General features: G+C 64.7%; 19 protein-coding genes and 2 pseudogenes. 6 read left to right on the top strand and 15 right to left on the bottom strand.

What is annotated here, in order from left to right; translation table 11 throughout:
- Positions 1–27: 27 nt before the first annotated feature.
- The 3 genes and pseudogenes from H2O14_RS09025 to H2O14_RS09015 form a co-directional block, all read right to left on the bottom strand.
- Positions 28–252, bottom strand: a complete 225-nt coding sequence (locus H2O14_RS09025) for a DUF2093 domain-containing protein (RefSeq protein WP_182827380.1) — start codon at positions 250–252, stop codon at positions 28–30.
- A gap of 66 nt (positions 253–318) precedes the next feature.
- A pseudogene (mutL, locus tag H2O14_RS09020) lies at positions 319–2,138 on the bottom strand (DNA mismatch repair endonuclease MutL).
- A gap of 42 nt (positions 2,139–2,180) precedes the next feature.
- A pseudogene (locus H2O14_RS09015) lies at positions 2,181–5,687 on the bottom strand (PAS-domain containing protein).
- A 167-nt stretch (positions 5,688–5,854) separates the two neighbouring features.
- Here H2O14_RS09015 and mscL point away from each other — a divergent pair.
- Positions 5,855–6,265: a large conductance mechanosensitive channel protein MscL gene (mscL, locus tag H2O14_RS09010; protein WP_182827379.1), complete on the top strand. Its 411-nt coding sequence runs from the start codon at positions 5,855–5,857 to the stop codon at positions 6,263–6,265.
- Between the two features lie 4 nt (positions 6,266–6,269).
- Here the strand turns inward: mscL and H2O14_RS09005 are convergent, their stop codons facing one another.
- The 3 genes from H2O14_RS09005 to H2O14_RS08995 are packed head-to-tail and all read right to left on the bottom strand — an operon-like array spanning position 6,270 to position 9,462.
- Positions 6,270–7,121 carry a patatin-like phospholipase family protein gene (locus tag H2O14_RS09005; protein ID WP_182827378.1) on the bottom strand — a complete coding sequence of 284 codons (852 nt, stop codon included), beginning with the start codon at positions 7,119–7,121 and terminating at the stop codon, positions 6,270–6,272.
- A gap of 7 nt (positions 7,122–7,128) precedes the next feature.
- Entirely contained in the window at positions 7,129–7,692 is a 564-nt protein-coding gene (gene rsmD, locus H2O14_RS09000) for a 16S rRNA (guanine(966)-N(2))-methyltransferase RsmD (RefSeq protein WP_182827377.1), read from the bottom strand.
- 9 nt (positions 7,693–7,701) lie between these two features.
- Positions 7,702–9,462, bottom strand: coding sequence for a pseudouridine synthase (locus H2O14_RS08995; protein ID WP_409526912.1), 1,761 nt, complete (start codon positions 9,460–9,462; stop codon positions 7,702–7,704).
- An 88-nt stretch (positions 9,463–9,550) separates the two neighbouring features.
- On the opposite strand from H2O14_RS08995, the gene H2O14_RS08990 reads away from it, so the two are divergent.
- A complete protein-coding gene (locus H2O14_RS08990; protein WP_182829318.1) occupies positions 9,551–9,982 on the top strand; it encodes a nucleoside deaminase in 432 nt (143 codons plus the stop codon).
- Here the strand turns inward: H2O14_RS08990 and H2O14_RS08985 are convergent, their stop codons facing one another.
- The 5 genes from H2O14_RS08985 to H2O14_RS28825 all read right to left on the bottom strand — a co-directional run bounded on the left by H2O14_RS08985 (position 9,983) and on the right by H2O14_RS28825 (position 15,773).
- Positions 9,983–10,774: a GGDEF domain-containing protein gene (locus H2O14_RS08985; protein ID WP_182827376.1), complete on the bottom strand. Its 792-nt coding sequence runs from the start codon at positions 10,772–10,774 to the stop codon at positions 9,983–9,985. It abuts the gene before it with no gap.
- A gap of 158 nt (positions 10,775–10,932) precedes the next feature.
- Entirely contained in the window at positions 10,933–11,541 is a 609-nt protein-coding gene (locus tag H2O14_RS08980; RefSeq protein WP_182827375.1) for a hypothetical protein, read from the bottom strand.
- Between the two features lie 207 nt (positions 11,542–11,748).
- On the bottom strand, positions 11,749–14,655 hold the full coding sequence (gene ileS / locus H2O14_RS08975; RefSeq protein ID WP_182827374.1) for an isoleucine--tRNA ligase: 2,907 nt from the start codon (positions 14,653–14,655) through the stop codon (positions 11,749–11,751).
- Positions 14,656–14,907: 252 nt separating this feature from the next.
- The gene (locus H2O14_RS28830) at positions 14,908–15,222 is read right to left on the bottom strand and encodes an AraC family transcriptional regulator (RefSeq protein WP_312858579.1); all 315 of its coding nucleotides are present in this window, start codon (positions 15,220–15,222) and stop codon (positions 14,908–14,910) included.
- On the bottom strand, positions 15,198–15,773 hold the full coding sequence (locus tag H2O14_RS28825; RefSeq protein WP_312858578.1) for an AraC family ligand binding domain-containing protein: 576 nt from the start codon (positions 15,771–15,773) through the stop codon (positions 15,198–15,200). The genes H2O14_RS28830 and H2O14_RS28825 overlap by 25 nt, the downstream gene beginning before the upstream one ends.
- A 10-nt stretch (positions 15,774–15,783) precedes the next feature.
- Here H2O14_RS28825 and H2O14_RS08965 point away from each other — a divergent pair, with 10 nt between their 5' ends.
- Complete coding sequence (locus tag H2O14_RS08965; RefSeq protein ID WP_182827373.1) at positions 15,784–16,191, top strand: DUF2000 family protein; 408 nt, start codon at positions 15,784–15,786, stop codon at positions 16,189–16,191.
- A 7-nt stretch (positions 16,192–16,198) separates the two neighbouring features.
- Here the strand turns inward: H2O14_RS08965 and H2O14_RS08960 are convergent, their stop codons facing one another.
- The 4 genes from H2O14_RS08960 to H2O14_RS08945 are packed head-to-tail and all read right to left on the bottom strand — an operon-like array spanning position 16,199 to position 17,872.
- A complete protein-coding gene (locus tag H2O14_RS08960; RefSeq protein WP_182827372.1) occupies positions 16,199–16,618 on the bottom strand; it encodes a DUF6691 family protein in 420 nt (139 codons plus the stop codon).
- Positions 16,615–17,043: a YeeE/YedE family protein gene (locus H2O14_RS08955; RefSeq protein ID WP_182827371.1), complete on the bottom strand. Its 429-nt coding sequence runs from the start codon at positions 17,041–17,043 to the stop codon at positions 16,615–16,617. The genes H2O14_RS08960 and H2O14_RS08955 overlap by 4 nt, the downstream gene beginning before the upstream one ends.
- Positions 17,040–17,498 carry a DUF6030 family protein gene (locus H2O14_RS08950; RefSeq protein WP_182827370.1) on the bottom strand — a complete coding sequence of 153 codons (459 nt, stop codon included), beginning with the start codon at positions 17,496–17,498 and terminating at the stop codon, positions 17,040–17,042. The genes H2O14_RS08955 and H2O14_RS08950 overlap by 4 nt, the downstream gene beginning before the upstream one ends.
- Positions 17,435–17,872: a DUF6030 family protein gene (locus tag H2O14_RS08945; RefSeq protein ID WP_182827369.1), complete on the bottom strand. Its 438-nt coding sequence runs from the start codon at positions 17,870–17,872 to the stop codon at positions 17,435–17,437. Before H2O14_RS08945 ends, H2O14_RS08950 begins: the two co-directional genes overlap by 64 nt.
- A gap of 155 nt (positions 17,873–18,027) precedes the next feature.
- Here H2O14_RS08945 and H2O14_RS08940 point away from each other — a divergent pair, with 155 nt between their 5' ends.
- The 3 genes from H2O14_RS08940 to H2O14_RS08930 all read left to right on the top strand — a co-directional run bounded on the left by H2O14_RS08940 (position 18,028) and on the right by H2O14_RS08930 (position 22,930).
- Positions 18,028–20,943: an aminotransferase gene (locus H2O14_RS08940; protein ID WP_182827368.1), complete on the top strand. Its 2,916-nt coding sequence runs from the start codon at positions 18,028–18,030 to the stop codon at positions 20,941–20,943.
- A gap of 4 nt (positions 20,944–20,947) precedes the next feature.
- Positions 20,948–21,565, top strand: a complete 618-nt coding sequence (locus H2O14_RS08935) for a hypothetical protein (protein WP_182827367.1) — start codon at positions 20,948–20,950, stop codon at positions 21,563–21,565.
- Between the two features lie 87 nt (positions 21,566–21,652).
- Entirely contained in the window at positions 21,653–22,930 is a 1,278-nt protein-coding gene (locus tag H2O14_RS08930) for an NAD(P)/FAD-dependent oxidoreductase (protein ID WP_182827366.1), read from the top strand.
- Positions 22,931–22,975 lie beyond the last annotated feature (45 nt).

Here is a 22,975-nt window from a genome sequence, read left to right as displayed (position 1 = left end):
GCTTCCGGATGCGATGAGGGATTGGCCTCAGTTTTGCGCGATGTGTCCCGCGCGCTTTTCCGCGTCCAGGGACGCGGCGGCGTCCGCATAGGCCTCCTGGCGGTCGACGCTCCAGTATTTCAGTTCGTCGAGAGGAATCTGCCGGCCGGTCACCGCGCAGACCACATAGCCGCCCGGCAGCAGGATCTGGAAATCGCCGTCGAGATAGCGAATTTTGGCTTCGCGGCTTCCGCTGCCTTCAAACCGGTTCATATGCAACCCTGCTGATTATCCGTGTCGCGCCGATATACAGAGGCGCGCCGCTTTTCGCCACAAAAATCAGCTTCGGCCGAACAGCCGTTCGATGTCGGTGAGCTTCAGTTCGATATAGGTCGGGCGGCCGTGATTGCATTGGCCGGAACCCGGCGTCGCCTCCATCTGTCGCAGCAGCGCGTTCATTTCCTCCACCCTGAGGCGGCGCCCCGAACGCACCGAGCCGTGGCAGGCCATCGTCGCCGCCACATGTTCGAGCCGCGCATGCAGGCCGCGCGACGTGTCCCATTCGCCGATCTCGTCGACGAGATCCTTCACCAAGCCTTGAATGTCGGTTTCGCCGAGCATGGCCGGCGTCTCGCGGATCAGGATCGCGCCGGGCCCGAACCGTTCATAAACGAGGCCGAGCCTTTTCAGATCCTCCGCATGCTCCATCAGCCGGTCGCAATCCTCTTCGGGCAGATCGACGATCTCGGGGATCAGCAGCGCCTGGGTCGGCAGGTCGCGGTCGCGCAACGCCTTTCGCATGTCTTCGAACACCAGCCGCTCATGGGCGGCGTGCTGGTCGACGATGACGACGCCAGTCTCCGTCTGCGCCACGATATAATTTTCATGCAATTGCGCCCGCGCCGCGCCGAGCGGATGGCGCGTCAGGTCCGGTTGGGCGGTCTCGGCTGCAGCCATAACAGGGGCGTCGGTGCGGGCGGACGGCGCGGCGAAGTCGGCAAAACCCTGTTGGCGAAACGGGGAGGCCGTTGGCTGTTCCGCAAAGCCCATGGGCTCGAAGGGCCGTGAGGGCGATTGCGCCGCCGTCCAGTTCTGCGCGGGCGGCGCGCGATAGCCGGAAAAGCCGGGATGGAATGCGTCCATCATCGATCGCGTCGCTGTCGTCGAGGAGCGGTCTCCCTCCCGCAGCAGCGCCTGCCGGATCGCCCCGACGATCAGCCCGCGCACCAGGCCCGGATCGCGGAAGCGGACGTCGGATTTCGCCGGATGCACATTGACGTCGACCAGCGCCGGATCGAGCTCGATGTCGAGCACCGCAGCCGGGTAGCGGCCCGAGGGCACGGTTTCGGCATAGGCGCCGCGCAGCGCCGAGATGATCAGCTTGTCATTGACCGGACGGCCATTGACGAAGGCGAATTGATGGGCGCTGTTGCCGCGATGGAAGGTCGGCACGCCGGCGTAACCCGATAGGCGCACGCCTTCGCGCTCGGCGTCGATTTCAATGGAATTGTCCTCGAAATCCTTTCCGATCACCTGGGCGATGCGCGCCAGTTTGTCGCCGGGCGTCGCGGAAAACTCGAGGAGAGACCTGTCCGTGCCCGACAGGGTGAAGCGGATATGCGGGAAGGCGATGGCCATCCGCCTGACCACTTCGGTGATCGCGCCGGCCTCGGCTTTCTCGCTCTTCAGGAACTTCAGACGCGCCGGCGTGGCGAAAAACAGGTCGCGCACCTCCACCACAGTGCCGGCATTGGCGGCCTTGGGGCGGATGTCCGACATCCTGCCGCCATGAACCGTGACCTCGAACGCGTCGCTCGCATCCTTGAGCCGCGAGACGATCGACAGCTTGGCCACCGAGCCGATCGACGGTAACGCTTCCCCGCGAAAGCCGAGCGTGCGGATATCCTCGAGCCCCCGCTCGAGCTTGAGGTGCAATGCCGCCTGACGGCTAGCGCCAGATCCTCCGGCCCCATGCCCGAGCCGTTGTCGACGATCCTGAGCAGCGACTTGCCGCCGCCGCTGGTGGCGATCTCGATCCGGGTCGCGCCGGCGTCGATGGCGTTTTCGATCAATTCCTTGGCGGCGCTGGCGGGGCGTTCGATCACCTCGCCGGCGGCGATCTGGTTGATCAGCGTTTCTGGCAGGAGCTTGATGGTCATGGCCCCTTTTCCCGGATTCGCGGCTCCCGCGAAAGCAAAATCCTACTCGGCCGCGTCTTTTTGCCGGATGGGGATGCGCATCAGATTGGCGCGCAGGGCTGCCGGCTTCACCGGCTTGTTGAGCAGGACCGCGCCCAGCCGGTCCGCCGCCGCCCGCACCTCGGCCGTCCGGTCGGCGGTCACCAGGATGGCGGGCAGATCCGGCAATCGAGCCCGCACCGCCTCGATGGCTTCGATGCCGGTGGAGTCGTCGAGATGATAATCGGCGATGACCAGATCGACGCCGGCGCCGGGCCGCGCGAGAAGCTCTTCCGCCTCGGTCCGGCCCGAGGCCTTGGCCACGCGCGCGCCCCAGCCCTCCAGAAGCAGCCCCATGCCGTCGAGGATGGCCGGCTCGTTGTCGATGCAGAGAATGGCGAGATGGTCGAGCCGCGCCAGACCCGGCTTCGGGCCGTCGCCGGCGTCCGTCCTTTTCGCGTCGGGAAGCTGCTCGCTCAGCGGCAGCCGCACCCGGAACACGGTTCCCTTGCCGGGCGTGGACTGGAGTTCGACCGGATGGTTGAGCACGCGACCGATGCGGTCGACGATCGACAGGCCCAAACCCAGCCCGGACGCCGTCCGGGCGCCTTCGTCGAGCCGGGCGAATTCCTTGAACACGGTGCGGAATTTCGATTTGGGAATGCCGATCCCGGTGTCATGCACCTCGATCCACACTTCCTGACCACGCTTGCGCGCGCCCACCAGAACGCGACCGGTCACCGTGTACTTGATGGCGTTGGAGACGAGGTTCTGCACAAGCCGGCGCAGCAGCATGCCGTCCGACGTCACTTTCAGCGAAGTCGGCATGAAGGTGAGTGTCAGCCCGCGCCTGGGCCAGCGGCTGATAATCCGTTTCGATGCGCTTCAGGAAAGGCGCGAGCGGCAGCGCGGTCATGCGCGGCTTCATCGCGCCGGTGTCGAGCCGGGAAATGTCGAGCACCGCGCCCAAAATGGATTCCACCGATTCCAGCGCGGAATCGATGTTGAGCACGAGGTCGCTGTTGGGCGAATGGCCGAGCCGCTCCACCAGCGTCGAGGAATAGAGGCGCGCGGCGTTCAAGGGCTGCAGGATATCGTGGCCCGCAGCGGCGAAGAAACGGGTCTTGCCGAGATTGGCCTCTTCGGCGGCGGCGCGCGCTTCGGCGAGCTGCTGGTTGACCGTGGTCAGTTCCTGGGTGCGGGCGCTGACCCGCGCCTCCAGCGTCTCGTTGGCGACTTCGAGTTCGCGCGCCGCCTTCACTTGCGCCGTTATGTCGGTGACGGTGGTGACGATGCCGCGATCCGGCATGGCGTTGGAGCGCAGCTCGACGATGCGAGCGCCCTGATCGAGATGCAGCACGAAGCTCGTCTCGGGCGTCAGGATCGTCTCCATCACGTCGACTTCGCTGCCTATGGCGATATCGCCGCGCTCGGCGAGTTGTGCGACGATGGCCGAGAGCGGAAAGCCCACCTGGCCTACGCTTTCGGGCAGATCGAGGAGCGCCCGGAACCGCCGGTTCCAGATCGACAGGCGGTTTTCGCCGTCGAACACCGCCACACCCTGGTCCATCTGCGCGAGCGCGGTCTGCAGCACGCCCTGATTATACTCGATGGCCTCCGAGGCCTGGTCGAGCAGAAGCGCGGTGTCGTCGGGCTGGGCGTCGTGGCGGCGCATGGTCAGCGTCATCACCAGCCGCGCCGAGGACGAGCCGATCGCCGAGCCCAGCAATTGTTCGGAAAAGTTCAGGAGATCGGCGTCCGCCACCTGGCGCGGATCGAGCGGTTTGCCGCGCCGGGCCTCGAAATTGGCGAAGGAGCGCTGCATCCGCTCCTCGCCGAGATAGCGGCCGTGACGGTCTTCAGATCGCCGACCGTCAGCCCCGTGCGCCAGCTGCGCATCAACAGGCGTGGATTCTCAGATTGTGGAATATAAACCGCCGCCTGTTGTCGCTCGATCAGCTTGGCGTTGCGGCTCAAGGAGCCGATCACGAAACAGGCGGTGTTGACGATCAGGCTGAGCAGCACCGAATTGATGAAGGGATCGCTGCCATGTCCTGAAAAGAATTTCGACGAGGGCAGGATCGCGTCGAGAATGAGCCCGGCGTCGGGCGAGGTGTCGGTGCCGCCGAGCGACGGGATGAACAAGAGCCAGGTCCAGACCATGAAGCCCGAAGTGATGCCGGCGATGGCGCCGCGCGCATTGGCGCGCCGCCAGAACAGCCCGCCCAGCATCGCCGGCGCCATCTGCCCGATCGCGGCGAAAGCGATGAGGCCGATCGAGGCGAGGTCGTTGGAGGCGCCCGCCGCCCGGTAATAGAGATAACCGAGCAGCATGACCCCGAAGATCGATCCGCGCCGAACCATCAGCACCAGCCGGCCGAGATCCTCCGTCGTGTCGCTCCGCGCGCCGACGAGGTTGCGCCGGAGAAGGACCGGCAGCACGATGTCGTTGGAGATCATGATCGCCAGCGCCACCGAGGCCACGATCACCATGGCGGTCGCCGCCGAGAAGCCGCCGATGAACGCGATCAGCGTGATCGCCTTCAGCCCGGATTGCAGCGGCACCGTCAGCACATAGAGATCAGCGTCTCCCGCGCCGTTGAACAGGATGACGCCGCCGAGCGCGATCGGCAGCACGAAGAGATTGATGGCGATCAGGTAGAGCGGGAAGAAGATTGCCGCGAGCTTCAGTTCGCCATGGCTGCGGTTTTCCACCACAGTGACATGGAACTGCCGCGGCAGCATCACGATGGCGAAGGCCGACAGCGCGGTCAGCGTGATCCAGCGGCCGGGCGGCGTCTGATAGGCCAATGCCGCCGCGGCTTCGGCATGGCGTCCCGCCGCGGCGAACAGATCGGCCGGACCGTCGAACAGGAAGAAGGCGACGGTGACGCCGACCGTGCCGATGGCGATCAGTTTGACGACGGATTCCGTGGCGATCGCCACCATCAACCCGTTCTGGTGCTCGGTGGCGTCGGCGTGGCGGGTGCCGAAGATCACGGCGAACAGCGCGAGCGACAGCGACACGATGAGCGGCAGGTCGATCAACTGGTGCGAGTCGAGCCCGATCGCATAGCCCGACGTATCGACGAGCGCGGCGACGGAGGCGGATACGGCCTTGAGCTGGAGCGCGATATAGGGCACGGCGCCGGCCAGCGCCACCAGCGCCACGATCATGGCGACCACCGGGTTCTTGCCGTAGCGGGCGGCGATGAAATCGGCGATGGAGGTCAGGCGTTCGCGCTTGGCGATCACGATGATCCTTCGGATCAAGGGCAGGCCCAGGGTGAACATCAGCATCGGGCCGATATAGATGCCGAGGAATTCCCAGCCGCGCTCGGCGGCCAGGCCGACGCCGCCGAAATAGGTCCAGGATGTGCAGTAGATGGCGAGACTGAGCGCATAGACCAGTGGACGGCTGCGCTCGATCGCCTCCGGCGCCCGCGCCTTGCGGTCGCCGAACCAGGCCACCGCGAACAGCAGCCCCAAATAGCCGATCGTCGAGCCGAAAAGCACCCAGCCTGGAAGCATGCCCTCTCCTTGATGCGCCTCCCGCGCCTTGAGGAGCATAGGCCCAAGCGGGGTCGTGGAAAAGTCATTCCTTCGGCTAGGATGTTCCGGAATGGACCGTCGGCTGTCTTGCGGTTAACCGATTATTAGCGTTTACTTTATTCGGGTGGACAAGCAAGGAGAGGCCCATGTTGAACGAATTCAAGACCTTCATCGCGCGCGGCAACGTGCTCGATCTCGCCGTCGGCGTGATCATCGGCGCGTCCTTCGGCGCCATCGTCAAGTCGCTCGTCGAAGATCTGATCATGCCCGTCGTCGGCGCCATCATCGGCAATGTCGATTTTTCGAACTATTTCATTCCGCTGTCGAGCACTGTGACGGCAACATCTTTGGCCGCGGCGCGAGAACAAGGGGCGGTATTCGCCTATGGCAACTTCATCACCATCCTGATCAACTTCCTGATCGTCGCCTGGATCATCTTCCTGCTCATCAAAGTCGTCAATCGCGCCATGCCGAAGAAGGAAGAGCCGAAGCCCGCCGGGCCGCCCGAGGATGTCGTGCTGCTGACCGAAATTCGCGATCTCCTGAAGGCGAAGTAAGCGCTCAGGCGCGGAAGGCGATCGCGGCGTCCAGCGAACGCTTGAGTTCGTCCTTGATGTCGGCCGACATGGCGAGAATGTCGGCCGCTTTCATGAAATCTAGCACGGCGATCTTGCCGACATTGGGCCGCAGGAGAATGTCCGGTTTACGGATCTTGAGCTTGGCGGCGATGATCGACTGCATCATCAACTGGCTCGCGCCGAACACGCTTTCGATGCGGCGAGGAATCTGCTGGTCTTCGCCGACGGGCGCGCCGACCACATCGACGCCGATGACGATGTCGGCGTCGTCGAACAGATAGTCGAACGGCACGGGATTGTAGATGCCGCCATCGATCATCACGCGGCCGTCCAGCATGACCGGCATGAACACGGCGGGAATGGCCGCCGAGGCCGCAAGCGCTGGAAAAAGCGCCCCTTGCTCGATCAGCACTTCGCGTTCGCCGTAATAGTCGGTGGCGATGACGCCGAGCGGAATGGCGAGCCCGGAAAAATCCTCCGGCAGGGACTCCGGCAGGAAGGCCTTCAGAATACGTTCGAGATTATATTGGCCGACACGAAAGCCGCCGCCGGAGACAAATTCCTGAAGCGTCGTCGGCCTCAGCGACCAGATACGGTTCATCACCGCTCGCGGGTCGCCGACCGTCTTCAGCGTGAAGTCGCGGATCTCGGCGCCGGATAGCCCTGCCGCCATGCCGGCGCCCATGATCGCGCCGATGGAAGAGCCCGTGATCCGCACCGGGCGTATGCCGAGTTCGTCGAGCGCTTCTATGACATGGATATGCGCAAGTCCCCGCGCGCCGCCGCCGCCGAAGGCGATCGCCACTCTCGGCGCAGAGTTGCCCTGCGTAATCATCTCGTCCTCACCGGTCGGGAGCGTAGCGGTAGAAATGCATGCGCGTATCGCCGAATTCCCGAGTTTCCAGGAAAGCGAACGGCTTGGGAGCCACGGGATCGACCGTGGATCGTTCTTCGAGGATAGCGAGCGCGCCAGGCTTCAACCAGCCGCCGGCGGCCGCCGAGCCCATCGCTTTTTCGCCCAGACCCTTCTCATAAGGCGGATCGGCGAAAAGCAAGTCGAACGGGTCGATCGTGCCGCTCGAGCCGAGATCGGTCGCGTCGCGCCGGAGAATGCGCGTGCGGCCCTGCAGCCCCAGCGCCTCGATATTGCTGCGGATGAGACCGCGGCCCTCGACCGACATTTCCACGAACATCGCCTGCGAACAGCCGCGCGACAGGGCTTCCAGCCCCACCGCGCCGGTGCCGGCGAACACGTCCATGACGCGGCCGCCGTCGAGCGCCTCGGGATATTTGTGGTTCAGGATGTTGAACAGGCTCTCGCGCGTCCGGTCGGTGGTCGGCCGGATGTCCTGGCTTTTCGGGGTCGCGAGCGGCCGCCCTCGAAATTCACCGCCGACGATCCGCACCGCCGCCCCTTACGCCTTTTCCGCCCGGTCCGCCCTTGCGGGGGCCGCCTCTGTCATCGCTGCGGCCTTCGCCCGAGCGCGCGTCAGGGCGACGTCCGCCCGGCTTGCGCGTGTCGTCGCGACGGCTGTCGTCCCGGGGACGATCCTGTCTCGGCTTATCGTCCCTGGGCTTGTCGGAGCGCGGCCGGTCGTCCCGGCGCTTGTCGCCATCGCGGGCGAAATCCGGCTTGCCCTTCGCGAAGGAGCGCTTGGGCGCATCCCCACGCTCCTGCAAATCCGGCTTGCCGCCCGGTCTTGCGGAGCGGGCGCGGGGCGCTCGCCCGTTGCGCCGTCTTCGCGTGGACGACGCGACGGCCGGGCGTCGCGCTCGTCCCGGCCGGCGTCGCCGCGTTCGTCGCGTCGCGCTTTCGCAGCTGCCGGGCGCTTGGGCTTGGACGGCTTCTTGTCCGTTTCCTGCTTGGGCTTGCGCACGCGCAGGATCTGACGTCCAGCCCGATCGGTAATCGTGTCGCTGGCGGTTACGGTTTCCGCCGGGCGGCCGCCCGGAGCGATCCAGACATTGGCCGTGCGGATCGTGCCCAGCGGCGGACGCTTGGGCTTTTCGCTGCGACGGTCGTCATCGCGTCCCCGGCGTTCCCGATCGCCGCCGCGTTCCCGATCGCCTCGGGGGCGATCGCTCTTGTCGCGGTCGCCCTTGGCCCAGTCGCCTTTGCCGCGCGCCTCGCCCCTCGGCGGACGCTTGGTGTCGATGCTGGCGAGGTCGCGGTCCCGGCGTTCCTCGCGGCTTTCGCGGCGCGGCCGTTCCGACGCTTCCGGTTTGTCCGCCTTCGGCTCTTCGGCGGCGTCCTTCGGCAGATTGTTGATCGGCGCTTCGAAATTGGCGTTGGCTTCGGCAATCAGGCGCGGCCCGAGCTGTTCGCGCAGCGTGCGGCTGCGCACTTCCACCACGTCGCCTTCTTCGAGTTCGCCGAGCTGGAACGGGCCGTAGGAGATGCGGATCAGGCGGTTGACGTCGAGACCGAGCGCGCCGAGAACATTCTTGATCTCCCGGTTCTTGCCTTCGCGCAGACCCATGGTGATCCAGACATTGTGGCCCTGCTGGCGGTCGAGGGTGGCTTCGATCGCGCCGTAGAACACGCCGTCGACGGCGATGCCCTCTTTCAGGCTGTCGAGCTTTTCCTGATCGATCGCGCCATAGGCGCGCACGCGGTAGCGGCGCAGCCAGCCGGTGGTCGGCAGTTCCAGCATGCGCGCCAGACCGCCGTCATTGGTCAGCAGCAGCAGGCCTTCGGTGTTGATGTCGAGGCGGCCGACGGAGATCACCCGCGGCAGGTCTTCCGGCAGATTGTCGAACACGGTCGGACGGCCTTCGGGGTCGTAATTGGTGGTCACCAATCCGGCGGGCTTGTAATAGATCCACAGCCGAGTCCGCTCGATGGCGCCGATCGGCTGGCCGTCGACCTCGATCTTGTCGTCGGGCGTACAGTTGACGGCGGGCGTGGTCAGCACCTTGCCGTTCAGCGACACCCGGCCTTCGAGGATCATGCGCTCGCAATCGCGGCGCGATGCGACGCCGGCGCGCGCCATGATCTTGGAGATGCGTTCGCCTTCGCCCGTGACTTCGAGATGGGCGGGGTTCTTGTCCTTGCCGCCCGGGGCCTTCGCCGACCGGGCGCCTGCGCCCTTGCCGGAGCCGAATTTTCCGCCCTTGTCTCCGCCCGTTTTGGCCCGTATCTGTTTCCGGCCAGCCGGTTTCTTGGTGTCTTTCATCTGTCCTTGCCTTTGTTCTTACGCTCTCCTATCAGGACATCATGCCCGGGTTAAGAGGAAATACCGTGTGAAGCCGGCAAATCCCTTCATGGAGATCGCATTCGAGGAGGCGCGCGCCGCCGCAAGCCGCGGGGAGGTGCCGGTCGGCGCGGTGATTGTCAAGTCGGGGCGGCTTCTGGCCCGCGCCGGAAACCGCACGCGCGAGAAGAACGACCCTACCGCGCATGCCGAGGTCGAGGCGATCCGCATGGCTTGCGCAGAGGTCGGCGACGAGCGTCTGATCGACGCCGATCTCTATGTGACGTTGGAGCCCTGCACGCTTTGCGCCGCCGCCATTTCTTTCGCGCGCATCCGTCGGCTCTATTACGGCGCCGCCGATCCCAAGGGAGGAGCCGTCGACAGCGGCGTGCGCTTCTTCAACCAGCCCACATGTCATCATGCGCCCGATGTCTATTCCGGATTTTCCGAGGCCGAGGCGGCGCAAATGCTCAAAGACTTCTTTCGAGGCAGGCGCGGCTGATCAGGCCGCCTCCGCCTCGTCGGCGTCCTGCAGGACGATGCGATTGCGGCCGCTGGTCTTGGCGCGATAGAGCCGCCGATCGGCGAAGCGGTAGTGGTCGAGCGCCTCTCCCGGACCCTCGAAAATGGCCGCGCCGATGCTGAGCGTCGTCTTCACCGCGCGCCCCTCATACGCCAGGCCCATGTCTTGCACCGCGGAGCGGATCTGATCGGCGACGTAGAACGCTTCCTCGTCGTCGGCCCCATCGAGAAAGATCGCGAATTCCTCGCCGCCGACCCGGCCCCAGAAATCGAAGGGTCGGAGCGAACGCGCAATCGCGCGGGCGATGCCTCGCAAGGCTTCGTCCCCGGCGAGATGGCCATGCGCATCGTTGATCTTCTTGAAATGATCGGCGTCGCAGAGCAGCAGCGCGGCGCAACCGTCCTTTCCGCAGGCGGTTTCGAACATGGCGAGGAAGGTGTCGCGGTTCAGCCCGCCCGTCAGGCCGTCGATCCGCGCCTTGTGCGCCAGAAGATCATGAGCGCGGGTGAGTTCGCCATGCAGTCGGTCCAGGTCGGCATGCGCCCTTGCGAGTTCATCGCGCGCCTGTCGGATTTTTTCCGTCTGCGAAAACTGATAGGCGCTGGCCGGCCAGGCGATGACCAGCGGGCAGACGATGCTCATGACGAAGCCGGGCCCATCCGGCGCGCCGCCGAGCAAGGGCACCACGAACAGGCAGATGGATACGGAGATGATCGCGGATATCACCGCCACCGCGCTCGACTTGACGAGTATCTTGTTGCTGACCTTCATGCCCCAGCGATAGGCGCTGAAAGTTAACAGGATTTTTAACCGCTAAAATTCGCGATAATAGTTTACGTCTTCGTAAACATTGAATGAACGGTCTCGGGAAATTTACGAGCGGCTGCACAGGTTTCGACGCAAAAAAACGGCCCGAAGGCCGCTTTCCATCAGTCGAACACCTGCCACCATTTCTTGCCGCTGCCGGCAATCTCGGCTTCCTTCTTGCGTTCCTTTTCCTTCTTGGCTTCCGGCGTGCCGAGATCCGTCAGCTTGGAGGGATCGTCGACGCGGCGATAGTCGAGCGGCGGATCGCTCATGAAGCGGCGCTGGTCGGAATAGCGGCCGTCCTGTATCTTGCGGGCTTCGCGGAACGCCTGTCGCTGCTGCTCGGGAGACAAGCCCTGGCCATTGGCGGTCGATACGGCGATCGGCGAGCGGTAGCTCGAATTGTCGGCATTGGCGTCGGCCTCGGCGCGCAGGCGCTTGCGCAGCTCCTCGGGGCTTTCCACCCATTGCGGATTGTCCTTGGTGGCGATGTTCTTTTCCGGCTCCACCAGCGCATTGACGTTGCTGGGCTTCACCAGCTGGCCGCGCGGCTGGTAGGCGAGATCGGGCTGCTTCTGCGGCCTGAGCGAAATCGCGTCGCCGAGGTCGTCGAACAGCTGTTCATTGGACGACTTTCCCGTGCCGTAGGTCGGCCCCATGCAGCCGGACGCCGCCAGTCCGATAAGGGAAAGCGCCGCAAATGCGCCAGCCACGCGATACAACTTTGTCATGCCGTCCAAGCCTTTCCGGCGAAAGATGCTCATTGGAAGTGGTGTGGAATAGTCGGTTTAACGAAAATTCCGGCCATTTTCAGGCAGCTTTTACCGGAGATGGGCCGCAAGCGCAAATGATTCCGATCCGGAATTGCATCCTGTCAACTCGCGAGGCCGTTGTCCTCTACGGAAAACGGCGCCCGGAGGCGCCGTTTCGAGTCGTGATCAGCCGTTGAGCGCGGCCAGTTCGCGGAGCGCCTGCGCATCGCGCGCCGACACATCCGGATAATCGGGATCGGAGCCGACATCGCGGGTGATCTTCCAGGAGCGGGCGCATTTGACGCCTTCCGCCCGCTTGGGCTCCACGGACACCTGAGCCACGTCTTCCGAACGGAAGGCGTCGGCGGGGCCTTCGCCCGTCACGAGCGCAATGTCGGAGGTGATGCAGATCTCGGCGAAGTCCAGCCCGTCCAGCGCCGCCATCAGCTCGGCGTCGGCGATATGGACGACGGGGGCCGATTCGAGCGAGGAGCCGATGCGCTTGTCCTTGCGCTCGATCTCCAGCGCGCCTGTGACGGCGCGGCGCACCGCGCGCACCTTCTTCCACTTCTCGGCCAGCGCTTCGTTCGACCAGTCGGCCGGGATCGCCGGGAACTGTTCGAGATGCACCGATTGAGCCGAGGGATCGCGCGACAGCCAGGCCTCTTCCATGGTGAAGGGCATCATCGGCGCAAACCAGGTGACCAGGCAGTCAAACAGCTTGCGGATCACGAACAGCGCCGAGCGTCGCTTCAGGCTCGACGGGGCGTCGCAATAGAGCGTGTCCTTGCGGATGTCGAAATAGAAGGCCGACAATTCGACATTGGCGAAATCCGACAGCGAGCGGACGATGCGCTTGAAGTCGAATTCGTCATAGCCCTGGCGCACCACGGCATCCAGTTCCGACAGACGATGCAGCATCAGCTTTTCGAGTTCCGGAAGATCGGCGTAAGCGATGTCCTCGCCCTGGTCATGGGCGAGCGTGCCGAGCATCCAGCGGATCGTGTTGCGGATCTTGCGATAGGCGTCGATATTGGTCTGGATGATCGTCTTGCCGAGACGCTGGTCTTCCCAGTAATCGGTGTTCATCACCCAGAGGCGCAGGATATCGGCGCCCGACTGGCCCATCACTTCCTGCGGCGTCACGGTGTTGCCGAGCGACTTCGACATCTTGCGGCCGTCTTCGGCCATGGTGAAGCCATGGGTGATGACCGTGTCATAGGGCGCGCGGCCGCGCGTGGCGCAGCTTTCGAGCAGTGAGGAATGGAACCAGCCGCGATGCTGGTCCGAGCCTTCGAGATAGACGTCGGCGGGCCATTTCAGGTCCGGACGGTCTTCGAGCGTAAAGGTGTGCGTCGAGCCAGAATCGAACCAGACGTCGAGAATGTCGGTGACCATCTGCCAGGTCTCGCCATCATGGTCTGAACCCAGGAAACGTTCCTTGGCGCCCTCGGCGAACCAGGCGTCGGCGCCTTCGGTCTCGAAGGCTGCGAGAATGCGGGCGTTGACCGCCTCGTCCTTCAGCACATTGCCGTCCTTGTCGGCGAAGACGCAGATCGGCACGCCCCAGGCGCGCTGGCGCGACAGCACCCAGTCCGGGCGCTGTTCGATCATGGCGCGCAGACGGTTCTGGCCGCCGGCGGGCACAAAGCGGGTCTGGTCGATTGCGTTGAGCGCGCGCGAGCGCAGCGTTGCGCCATCGCCGAGGTCCTTGTCCATATAGACGAACCACTGCGGCGTGTTGCGGAAGATCACCGGCTTCTTGGAGCGCCACGAGTGCGGATAGTCGTGCTTGATGCGGCCGCGGGCGAAGAGGTTGTTCGCGGCGATCAGCGCCTCGATGACGCGCTTGTTGGCGTCGCCTTTCTTGCCGTTGTCGTCCATCACCCGCGCTGCGCCGCCTTCGGCGGAGGGGCCGAAACCGGGGGCTTCATCGGTGTAGAAGCCGTCGTCGCCGACCGGGAAGGGGATCTTGGACGAGATGCCGCGCGCTTCGAGCGCCCGGGCATTGGCCATCCAGGCGTCAAAGTCTTCGCGGCCGTGGCTCGGCGCGGTATGCACGAAGCCGGTGCCGGCGTCGTCGGTGACGTGATCGCCGTCGAGCATGGGAACGGCGAAGGTGTAGCCCATGTCCGCAAGCGGATGCGCGCAGGTGATGGCGGCGAGTTCATCGCCGGTGACGCCGCGAAGGCGGGTGAATTCAAGCTTGGCCTTGACGAAGGCGTCAGCGGCCAGTTTGTCCGCGAAGATCAGTTTTTCGCCCGGCTGCGGGCCGAAATCGTTGGCGGCCGCCGTGACTTCATACAGGCCATATTCGATGCGGGACGAGAAGGAGATGGCGCGGTTGCCCGGGATGGTCCAGGGCGTGGTGGTCCAGATGACGACGGAAGAGGATTTGAGTTCGGCAGCGCCCTCGGTGACCGGAAACTTCACCCAGATCGTGTCGCTTTCGACCTCGTGATATTCCACCTCGGCTTCCGCAAGCGCCGTGCGCTCGACCACCGACCACATGATCGGCTTGGAGCCGCGATAGAGCTGGCCCGACATGGCGATCTTCAGAAGCTCGCCGGCGATGCGGGCTTCGGAATGATAGTTCATGGTGGTGTAGGGATTGTCGAAATCGCCTTCGATGCCGAGGCGGCGGAATTCTTCCGACTGGATGTTGATCCAGCCTTGGGCGAAGTCGCGGCATTCGCGGCGGAATTCGTTGACCGGGACCTCGTTCTTGTCCTTGCCCTTTTCGCGGTACTTTTCCTCGATCTTCCATTCGATCGGCAGGCCGTGGCAATCCCAGCCCGGCACGTAATTGGCGTCGTAACCGCGCATCTGGAAGGAGCGGGTGATGACGTCCTTCAGCACCTTGTTGAGCGCATGCCCGATGTGGATGTTGCCGTTGGCGTAGGGCGGGCCGTCATGTAGCACAAATTTCTGCCGGCCGGCGGCGGAGGCGCGCAGCTGCTTGTAGAGATCCTGCTCCTTCCAGCGCTTGGCGATTTCAGGCTCCTTCTGCGGCAGGCCGGCGCGCATCGGGAAATCCGTCTGCGGAAGATAAAGCGTGGTGGAATAGTCGGTCTTGTCTGCGGTGTCGTTCATCGTCATACCGTCTTATGCGCTCGCGCCCGGTCGCGGGGAGGGGCGGACAGCGCCTGCGAAAAATGGGAACTATCTTGGATTGGAGTGGCGCAAACGCCAGAAGTCCCGGACCTTTGCTCTCGCCGGTCAGGCTGCAAAGGCCGGGCTAATAATTCGCGATATGATCCAAAGCCGCGCGCGATCCATGATGGGCGCTGTCTTAGGCGGTTTTTTTGGCAAAGGGAAGGGCGGAGGCCGCAAATGTTTGGCGCTTCAGGCCTTCCGCGCCGCCATCTGCGCCCAGCGTCCCGGCGTCGTGCCATAGGCGCTGCGAAACCAGCGGGTCAGATGCGCCTGATCCGCGAAACCTGTTTCGGCCGCGACATCGGCAATTTTCGCGCCCTCGCCGATACGCTTGCGCGCCGCCTGTAGCCGCCGCATCACCAGAAACCGGTGCGGGCTCGATCCATGCACCCGGCGAAAGGCGCGGGCGATCTGATAACGGTCGAGCCCCGAAACGCGCTCGAGATCCTCGGACGTAACCGGCTCGAACGCATGCGCGATCAGATAATCCCGGATGCGCCGCATATCGGGCGACGTCTTGCCGGGACCCTTGACCAATCCCCCAGCGCCGCCAGCCTTGCGGCGAGTTCACCGAGACATCCGTCGAGCGCGAGCGGATCGATGTCGTCCTCCATGCCGTCGAGAAGGCCTGCGAGCAAGCGCGCCACGGCCGGATCGTCGCCGACCGGCTGCTTGAGGAAGGGCAATGTCCTGATGCCCTCGGGCAGCGCGTCATAAAGCCTCGACGGCTCCAGATAGAGCATGCGGTAGCGCAGGCCCGCCTCATCGCCCGCCTGTCCGTCATGCAATTCGTCGGGATGCAGCGCCAGCCATTGGCCGGGCAGGCTGACGCGCCGCTCGCCCCGATAGGCGAATGTCTGCGCGCCGCGGATCGTCAGCCCCAGCGCATAGCTGTCATGGCGATGCGCCGCATAGGCGAAGCGCGACATCACCACCTCGATTCGTTCGAGCGCCCCGGCGTCGGGCGCCCGGCGGATATGATCGCCTTCCGCGCACAGACGTTCAAGACCGGGGGTCTCTGTCGTTGCTAAGCGCCTGTCTTCATTGCCAGCCAAGGGAGTCCCCATGTTCGACACCAAAATCGTCCTGATCCTGCGCGAGGACCTGCCATCCTGGCAAGCGCTGAATGTGAGCGCCTTTCTGATGAGCGGCGTGACGGCCGGCGCGCCCGAGATTATCGGCGAACCCTATCTCGATCGCGACGGCAGGCGTTTTCTGCCGGTGAGCACTCAGCCGGTCATCGTGCTCGAAGCCGACGGCGAGACGATCCGCAAGGCGGCGGCGCGCATGAAGGAGCAAGACGTTGACGGCGCCGCCTATATCGAAGAGATGTTCTCGACCGGCCACGACGCCGCCAATCGCGCCGTCTTTTCGGAATTCGGCGCTGACGACGCCAAATTCGTCGGCCTCGGCTATCGCGCGCCCAAGAAGATCGCCGACAAGATCTCCAAGGGCGCCCGCATGCATCGCTGATCCCGGATCAATCCAGCCGAGCGAGGATCTGTCGCATCGCCATCATGCCGGCGATCATCGCCAGCAGGAAGACGTACACCGAGGCTTCGCCGAGACCGATGGCCGGAATGGCGCCGCCGGGGCAGAAGCCCGCCGCGCCCCAGCCGAGACCGAACAGCGCCGCCCCGCCGATCAGCCTGCGGTCGAGCGCCGTCTTGGTCGGCCGGGCGAATTGCGCGTTGAGAACGGGCGCGCGGCTCATCCGGAAAATCAGCGCATAGCCGGGAATGGCGACCGCGAGCGCGCCGATCATCACGAAGGCGAGGCTCGGATCCCACGTCCCGTAGATATCGAAGAAGTTCATCACCTTGGCCGGGTTGATCATGCCGGAAATCGCGATGCCCAGGCCGAAGATCGCGCCGAAGCCGAGAGCGAGAAGTTCTCTCATGATCCGGCTCCGATCAGATGGCGCAGCACGAAAATGCTGACAAAGGCCGTCGCCATGAAGGTGAGCGTCGCCGCGATCAATCGTTTTGAGAAGCGGGCGATGCCGCACACGCCGTGTCCCGAGGGGCAGCCGCCGCCCAGCACCACGCCGACGCCCACGACGAAGCCGCCTGTCGCCAAGGTCCAGGGCGTTGCGGGCGACGAGAAGCTGATTTCCCAGCCGCTTGCGAGCCAGAGCATCGGTGCGATCGCCGCGCCTGCGAGAAACGCAGCCCGCCACGGCCAGTCAGCCGCCAGAGGCGGCAGGACGCCGGCGAGAAGGCCAGTCATGCCGGCGATGCGGCCATGAAAGGCCATCAGCAGAACCGCGGACAGGCCGATCAGGCCGCCGCCGATCAGCGATTGCAGGGGAGTGAAGTCGGTCATGGCTCTGGTTTCGTCTCACTGTTGTCCGCCGCTGCGGTCTTGTCCGTCAAATCCGCCGGCAACGGCAGATAGACGGTGCGGTCGAAGAAACGCCTTGTGCGCTTTTCGGCGTCGGTCAAGGCGCCGTCGCGCGACACGACGAGATTATAGCGACCGGGACCGCTGAACTCGTTGGAAAATTTCACCCTGAGACCGAATGCGTCGAGTGAAAACGGCTTCAGCGCATTGATGTCGCGCGCATGGTCGGCGAGATCGCCCCAGCGGGTCTTCTCCGCCAGGAGCGCGAGCATTCGCGCCGCCTCCTTGGTCATCCGCGCGCGCATCTCCGGCGTGGTGAAGATGAATTTGACGCGCGCCGACAGAAGTTCGCCGTCCGGCCGGCCTTTGACCATCAGGAAGAAGCTGGATTGCTTGTCCGGCGGACCGTCCGCGCCGAACACCTGTTCCCCCAGCATTCATAGGTCTTGCTGGTGAAGACGCCCGGCGCCCAGCCGCTCATCGCAAAGCCGGCGTCGGAAAAGCCTTGGCAAAGCGCTTTGCCGTCGATGGTGAGGCGCCGGAGAAACGCGCTTTCCGCATCCTTCATCTCACGAAGAAAGACGATGGGATCGAGCGGAATGGCAAGATTGCGCAGTCGTTTGGTCTTGGTGGAAGAGGTCTCGACGCCGGTCGTTTGCGGCGGGGATGAAATCCCCAGCGCGTCGAGCATCCGCCTCAGATTGGCGCCGTCCCTCGCAAGCAGAACCGTCGCGCCGATCGCACCGGCGATCACTGCGAGTGCGAACCAGAAAAACAGGGTTCCGCGTCTGCGGCTGGGAGACTTTTCCATCAGGCGCTGAGTTCCAAACCGGCGCGACTGCCCGCCGGCTTTCATTTAAGGGGACGCGGCATGTCTGGCAAGGCCGCCGGCGTCATGACGATTGCTCTAAATCATTCCAGCGATTAAGAAACCAGGTCATGTCGTCTTGCTCGGGAGAAACGCCCATGACCCATCAGAACGCCGCCCAACGCGCAGATCTCCCGCGGCCTGACGTCAGCATTGGACAGGCGGCCGCGATTCTGCGAGACGACTATGGCCTGGAAGGGCGGATCGTCGAACTCGGCAGCCAGCAGGATCGCAATTTCCGCATTCGGACTGAGGCCGGCGACGCCTTCGTGCTGAAAATCTCCCGCGCGGAGTATTCGCTCACCGAACTCGAGGCCCAGAACGAGGCGATGCGCGTCATAGCAGCCAAAGCCCAAGGCTTCGAAGCGCCGCAGCCGGTCGCCACGCGGTCGGGCGCCGAAATTCTGCAGCTTGTCATCGGCGATCAGGCCTGCCGCGCCCGCCTGCTGACCTATCTCGAAGGCGAACCGCTGACCCGCCGCAAGCATCTGTCGAACAAGACGCGACGCGCGCTGGGTCGCGTTTCGGCGGAGGTGGCGGCGACGCTCGCCGATTTCGACCACCCCGGCCTGGACCGCGCCCTGCAATGGGACATGCGCGCCGCCCACGGCGTCACCCTGGCCATTGCCGCCGCCATTGCCGATCCCGCCTGTCGCGCCGCAGTGCTGACGGCGACGGAGGCCGCCGAGGCGCATCTCGCCCCGTTGCGCGACAAACTCAGGCTGCAGGCGGTGCATCACGACGTGACCGACGACAATGTCGTCGCCCGGATCGGGGATGATGGTCATCCGGTTCCTGTCGGCGTCATCGATTTCGGCGATCTCATGCGCGGCTGGCTGGTCGGCGATCTCGCGGTTACCTGCGCAGCGCTTCTGCACCACGCCGATGGCGATCCTTTCTTCATCCTGCCGGCCGTCGAGGCCTTTCACGCCGCCTATCCGCTGACCGAGAGCGAATTGCGGGCGCTCTGGCCGCTGATCGTGCAGCGCGCCTGCGTCCTGGCCGCCTCGGGCGAGCAACAACTCGCTGTTGATCCGGACAACGCCTATGTCGCCGGCAATATCGATCATGAACGCGAGATCCTTCGCGTCGCCGTCAGCCTGCCCATCGCGGTCATGCAGACGGTTATCCTCGACGCCGTCGGCGCCTTGCCGGCGGCACCGGCGTCCGACGTGGCGCCGCTTCTCGATCAGGTTGAGGTTTCGTCGCTGACCGTGCTCCGGCTCGATCCGCTCTCCGAGGTCTACCGTTCCGGCAACTGGCTGGAAGCCGATATCGATCGGCGGTTGCTGACGGAAGCCGCCGCGAAAACCGGCTTCGCAGCCACCTGCTACGGCGAACGCCGCCTCAGCCGCGCGACCCATCACGCGCCGCAGGCGCCGGCATCGACAGCGCTCGGCGTGGATCTCGCAGCTCGCAAGGGCGCGCGCCTGAAGGCGCCCTTCGCCGGTAGCCTCCTCCAATCTGAGGACGCCCTCGCGCTGGTCGGGCAGGATCTCACGCTGTGGCTGACCGGCGCCGAGCCGCTGGCGCCCATCGGCGGGACGGTCCGGACCGGAGAGGCGATCGCCGCTGTCGGCGAAGGCGGCGTGATCGGCATCCAGTTGAGCCGCCTCGGCGAGATAAAGCCGCAGGCTTTTGTCGCCGACCATCAGGCGACCGCCTGGAAACATCTCTGCCCGTCGCCATCTGCGCTTCTGGGCATGGATCTGGACGCGCCGGAGCTGGCCAACGATGATCTGATGGCGGTGCGTCAGGCGCATTTCGCCAAGCCGCAGAAGAACTATTACCAGAACCCGCCGCAGATCGAACGCGGCTGGCGCGAGCAGATGTACGGCACCAATGGCCGTGCCTATCTCGACATGGTCAACAATGTCGCCATCCTCGGTCATGGCCACGAGAAGCTCTCGGCGGCGGTCGGCCGGCAATGGAGCCTGCTCAACACCAATTCCCGCTTCCACTATGCCGGCATCGCCGATTTCTCGAAACGCCTGGTCGATCTCGCGCCCGAAGGTCTCGATACCGTTTTCCTCGTCAATTCCGGATCGGAAGCCAACGATCTCGCGCTCCGGCTCGCCTGGGCGCATTCCGGCGCGCGCAACATGCTGTGCCTGCTCGAGGCCTATCATGGCTGGACGGTCGCCTCCGACGCCGTCTCCACCTCGATCGCCGACAATCCGCAGGCGCTGACCACGCGTCCGCCTTGGGTGCACGCCGTCACCTCGCCCAACACCTATCGCGGCCCCTATCGCGGGCCGGAGTCCGCCCCCGGCTATATCGGCGAGGTGGAAAAGGCGCTCGCGCGGCTGGATGAAAAAGGCGAGGCGCTGGCGGGCTTCATCTGCGAATGCGTCTATGGCAATTCCGGCGGCATTCCCCTGCCCAAAGGCTATCTGAAGGCGGTCTATGATATGGTCCGCGCCCGCGGCGGCGTCACCATCGCCGACGAGGTGCAGGTCGGCTACGGCCGTCTCGGCCATTATTTCTGGGGCTTCGAGGAGCAGAGCGTCACGCCCGATATCATCACCATCGCCAAGGGCATGGGCAACGGCCACCCGTTGGGCGCCGTCATCACCAGCCGCGCCATCGCCGACAGCCTGGAGAAGGAGGGGTATTTCTTCTCCTCCGCCGGCGGCAGCCCGGTCTCCTGCATCGTCGGCATGACCGTGCTCGACGCACTGTTCGAGGAGAAACTGCAGGATAATGCGCGTGAGGTGGGCGATCACCTCAAGGCGCGGTTGGAGGCGCTTGGCCAGCGCTTCGATCTCGTCGGCGCGGTGCATGGAATGGGCCTCTATCTCGGCCTCGAATTCGTCCGCGACCGCCAGACGCTCGCCCCCGCCACCGTCGAAACGGCGCGGATCTGCGACCGCCTGCTCGACCTCGGCGTGATCATGCAGCCAACAGGCGATCACCTCAATGTCCTCAAGATCAAGCCGCCGATGTGCCTGTCCAAGGCCAGCGCCGACTATTTCGTCGGAATGCTCGCCCGCGTTCTCGACGAAGGCTGGTGACCTGATGCCCCGCGCCAACCGCGTGACGCCGTTCGGAACCTTCGAGGCGTCGCCGGCGCGCGGGTCTCTGATGGGCAATCGCGGCGATCTGCATGACAGGGAAGGTCGAATTGCGAGGGCCTGGCGGAGCAGAGCCTGGATCAGCTGCACGCTCGAACCATGGACTCCGGGCTATCGGGTGATTTTCGACCAGCGGGGCCATTACACGCCGCTGTTTTTTCTCGATGAAGCGGTGGCGCTGTCAGCGGGTCATCGTCCCTGTGCGCTCTGCCGCCGCCCGGCCTACAATGCGTTCCGTGCAGCATTGGCGGAGGGGCTTGATGTCAGTGTGCGTACTCTTTCGGCGCCCGCGATGGATCAGATCCTGCATCAGGCGCGTCTGCCGCGAGATGCAGCGGCGGCCGTTGAAAAAATCGCAGCCCTGCCGGACGGCGCTTTCGTTCTCCATCGCCAGGCGCCGCATCTCCTCTGGAATAACAGGCTTCATCCCTGGAGCCATGCCGGCTACGGTCCCGCGAGCGCCTGCAATCCCGAAAGCGAGGTCCAGCCGCTGACGCCGGCGCCCATTCTCGCTGCGCTCAAGGCGGGCTATCGCCCGCTGGCGGAAATTGGCCTCGGCTGAAGACACGCTTCAAATAAATGAAAATTCCTGTTCCAATTTCATTTTTCAGCGATATGCTGATGAAGACTTGAAAACAGGGGCGGGATGATGCTGACCAACGATCCGGTCTGGTCCTATGAAGCGCGGCGGCAAGACATGCCGCACACCAAAGTCAGCCAAGGCGTCGTCGATCTCTTGGTGATCGGCGGCGGCTTTTGCGGGCTGACCGGCGCCCTCCACGCCGCGCGCCAAGGTCTCGGCGTCCGCCTGGTGGACGCTGGTCGGATCGGCGACGGCGCGAGCGGGTTGAATGGCGGCCAGGTCATCCCCGGCCTGAAATATGATCCGGATTGGCTTCTCAGGCATTTCGACGAAAATCGCGGCGCTGCGGTCGTCGATTTCGTCTCGCGCACGGCGGACGCCGTCTTCGATCTCATCGATCGTGAAAAGCTCGATGTGCCCCGCTCGCGTTCGGGCTGGATTCAGGCCTGCCATACGGAAAAAGCTCTGGCCGCCGCGACTGCGCGCTACAAACAATGGCGCGGCTACAGCGATCAGGTCGAGATGCTGGATGCAAAGGGCATCCAGTCCGCAATCGGCGCCGACAATTATCTCGGCGGCTTTCATGATCGCCGCGCCGGCGTTATCAATCCGCTGGCGCTCACGCTGGAACTGGCGCGACTGGCTCGCGAAAACGGCGTGGATATCCAGGAAAACAGCCGTTGCGTCAGCCTCTTGCGCCGCGATGGCGCCTGGATCGCACGACTCGCTGATGGGTCGGAAGTGCGGGCAGGCAAGGTGCTGCTGGCCGCCAACGCCTATTCCGATGGCTTGATCCCCGGCCTCGCCGCTACGCTCGTGCCGCTGCATTCCCTGCAGATCGCGACTGCCCCGATCGCGGACGAGGATCTCAGGCCGATCCTGCCGGCGGGGCAGGCGGTGTCGGACTCCCGGCGCATCCTCGTCTATTATCGCCGAGCCGCCGGCAACCGCCTCATTCTCGGTGGTCGAGGGCCGATGCGCCTGTCGCGCCGCCCGCAGGATTGGGCGCATCTCGAACGCGCGCTGGTTCGCCTCTTCCCGTCCTTGCGCGGCGTGGCGATCGAGCGGCGCTGGTTCGGCCGCGTCGCCGTCACACTCGATCATCTGCCGCATGTGAATGAACCCGAGCCGGGGCTGGTGACAATTGTCGGCTGTCAGGGGCGCGGCGTCGGCCTGATGACCGCGTCCGGACCACGTCTTGTCGACTATCTCCTGAGCGGCGATCCTGACCGGCTGCCTTTGCCGCTGACCCCGATCGCGCCCATTCCCTTCCACCGCTTTCGTCAGATCGGCGTCGGCGCGATGATCGCCTGGTACCGCATGCTGGATGCTCTCGAGCAGTGAAGCGAGCTTGACTCTTTCTGAAAAGTGAAAATGATGAAGCAGATT

The sequence above is a fragment of the Rhizobium sp. G21 genome, from assembly GCF_014158035.1.
Lineage (GTDB): Bacteria > Pseudomonadota > Alphaproteobacteria > Rhizobiales > Rhizobiaceae > Rhizobium_E.
This window is presented reverse-complemented; position numbering and strand designations above follow the sequence as displayed.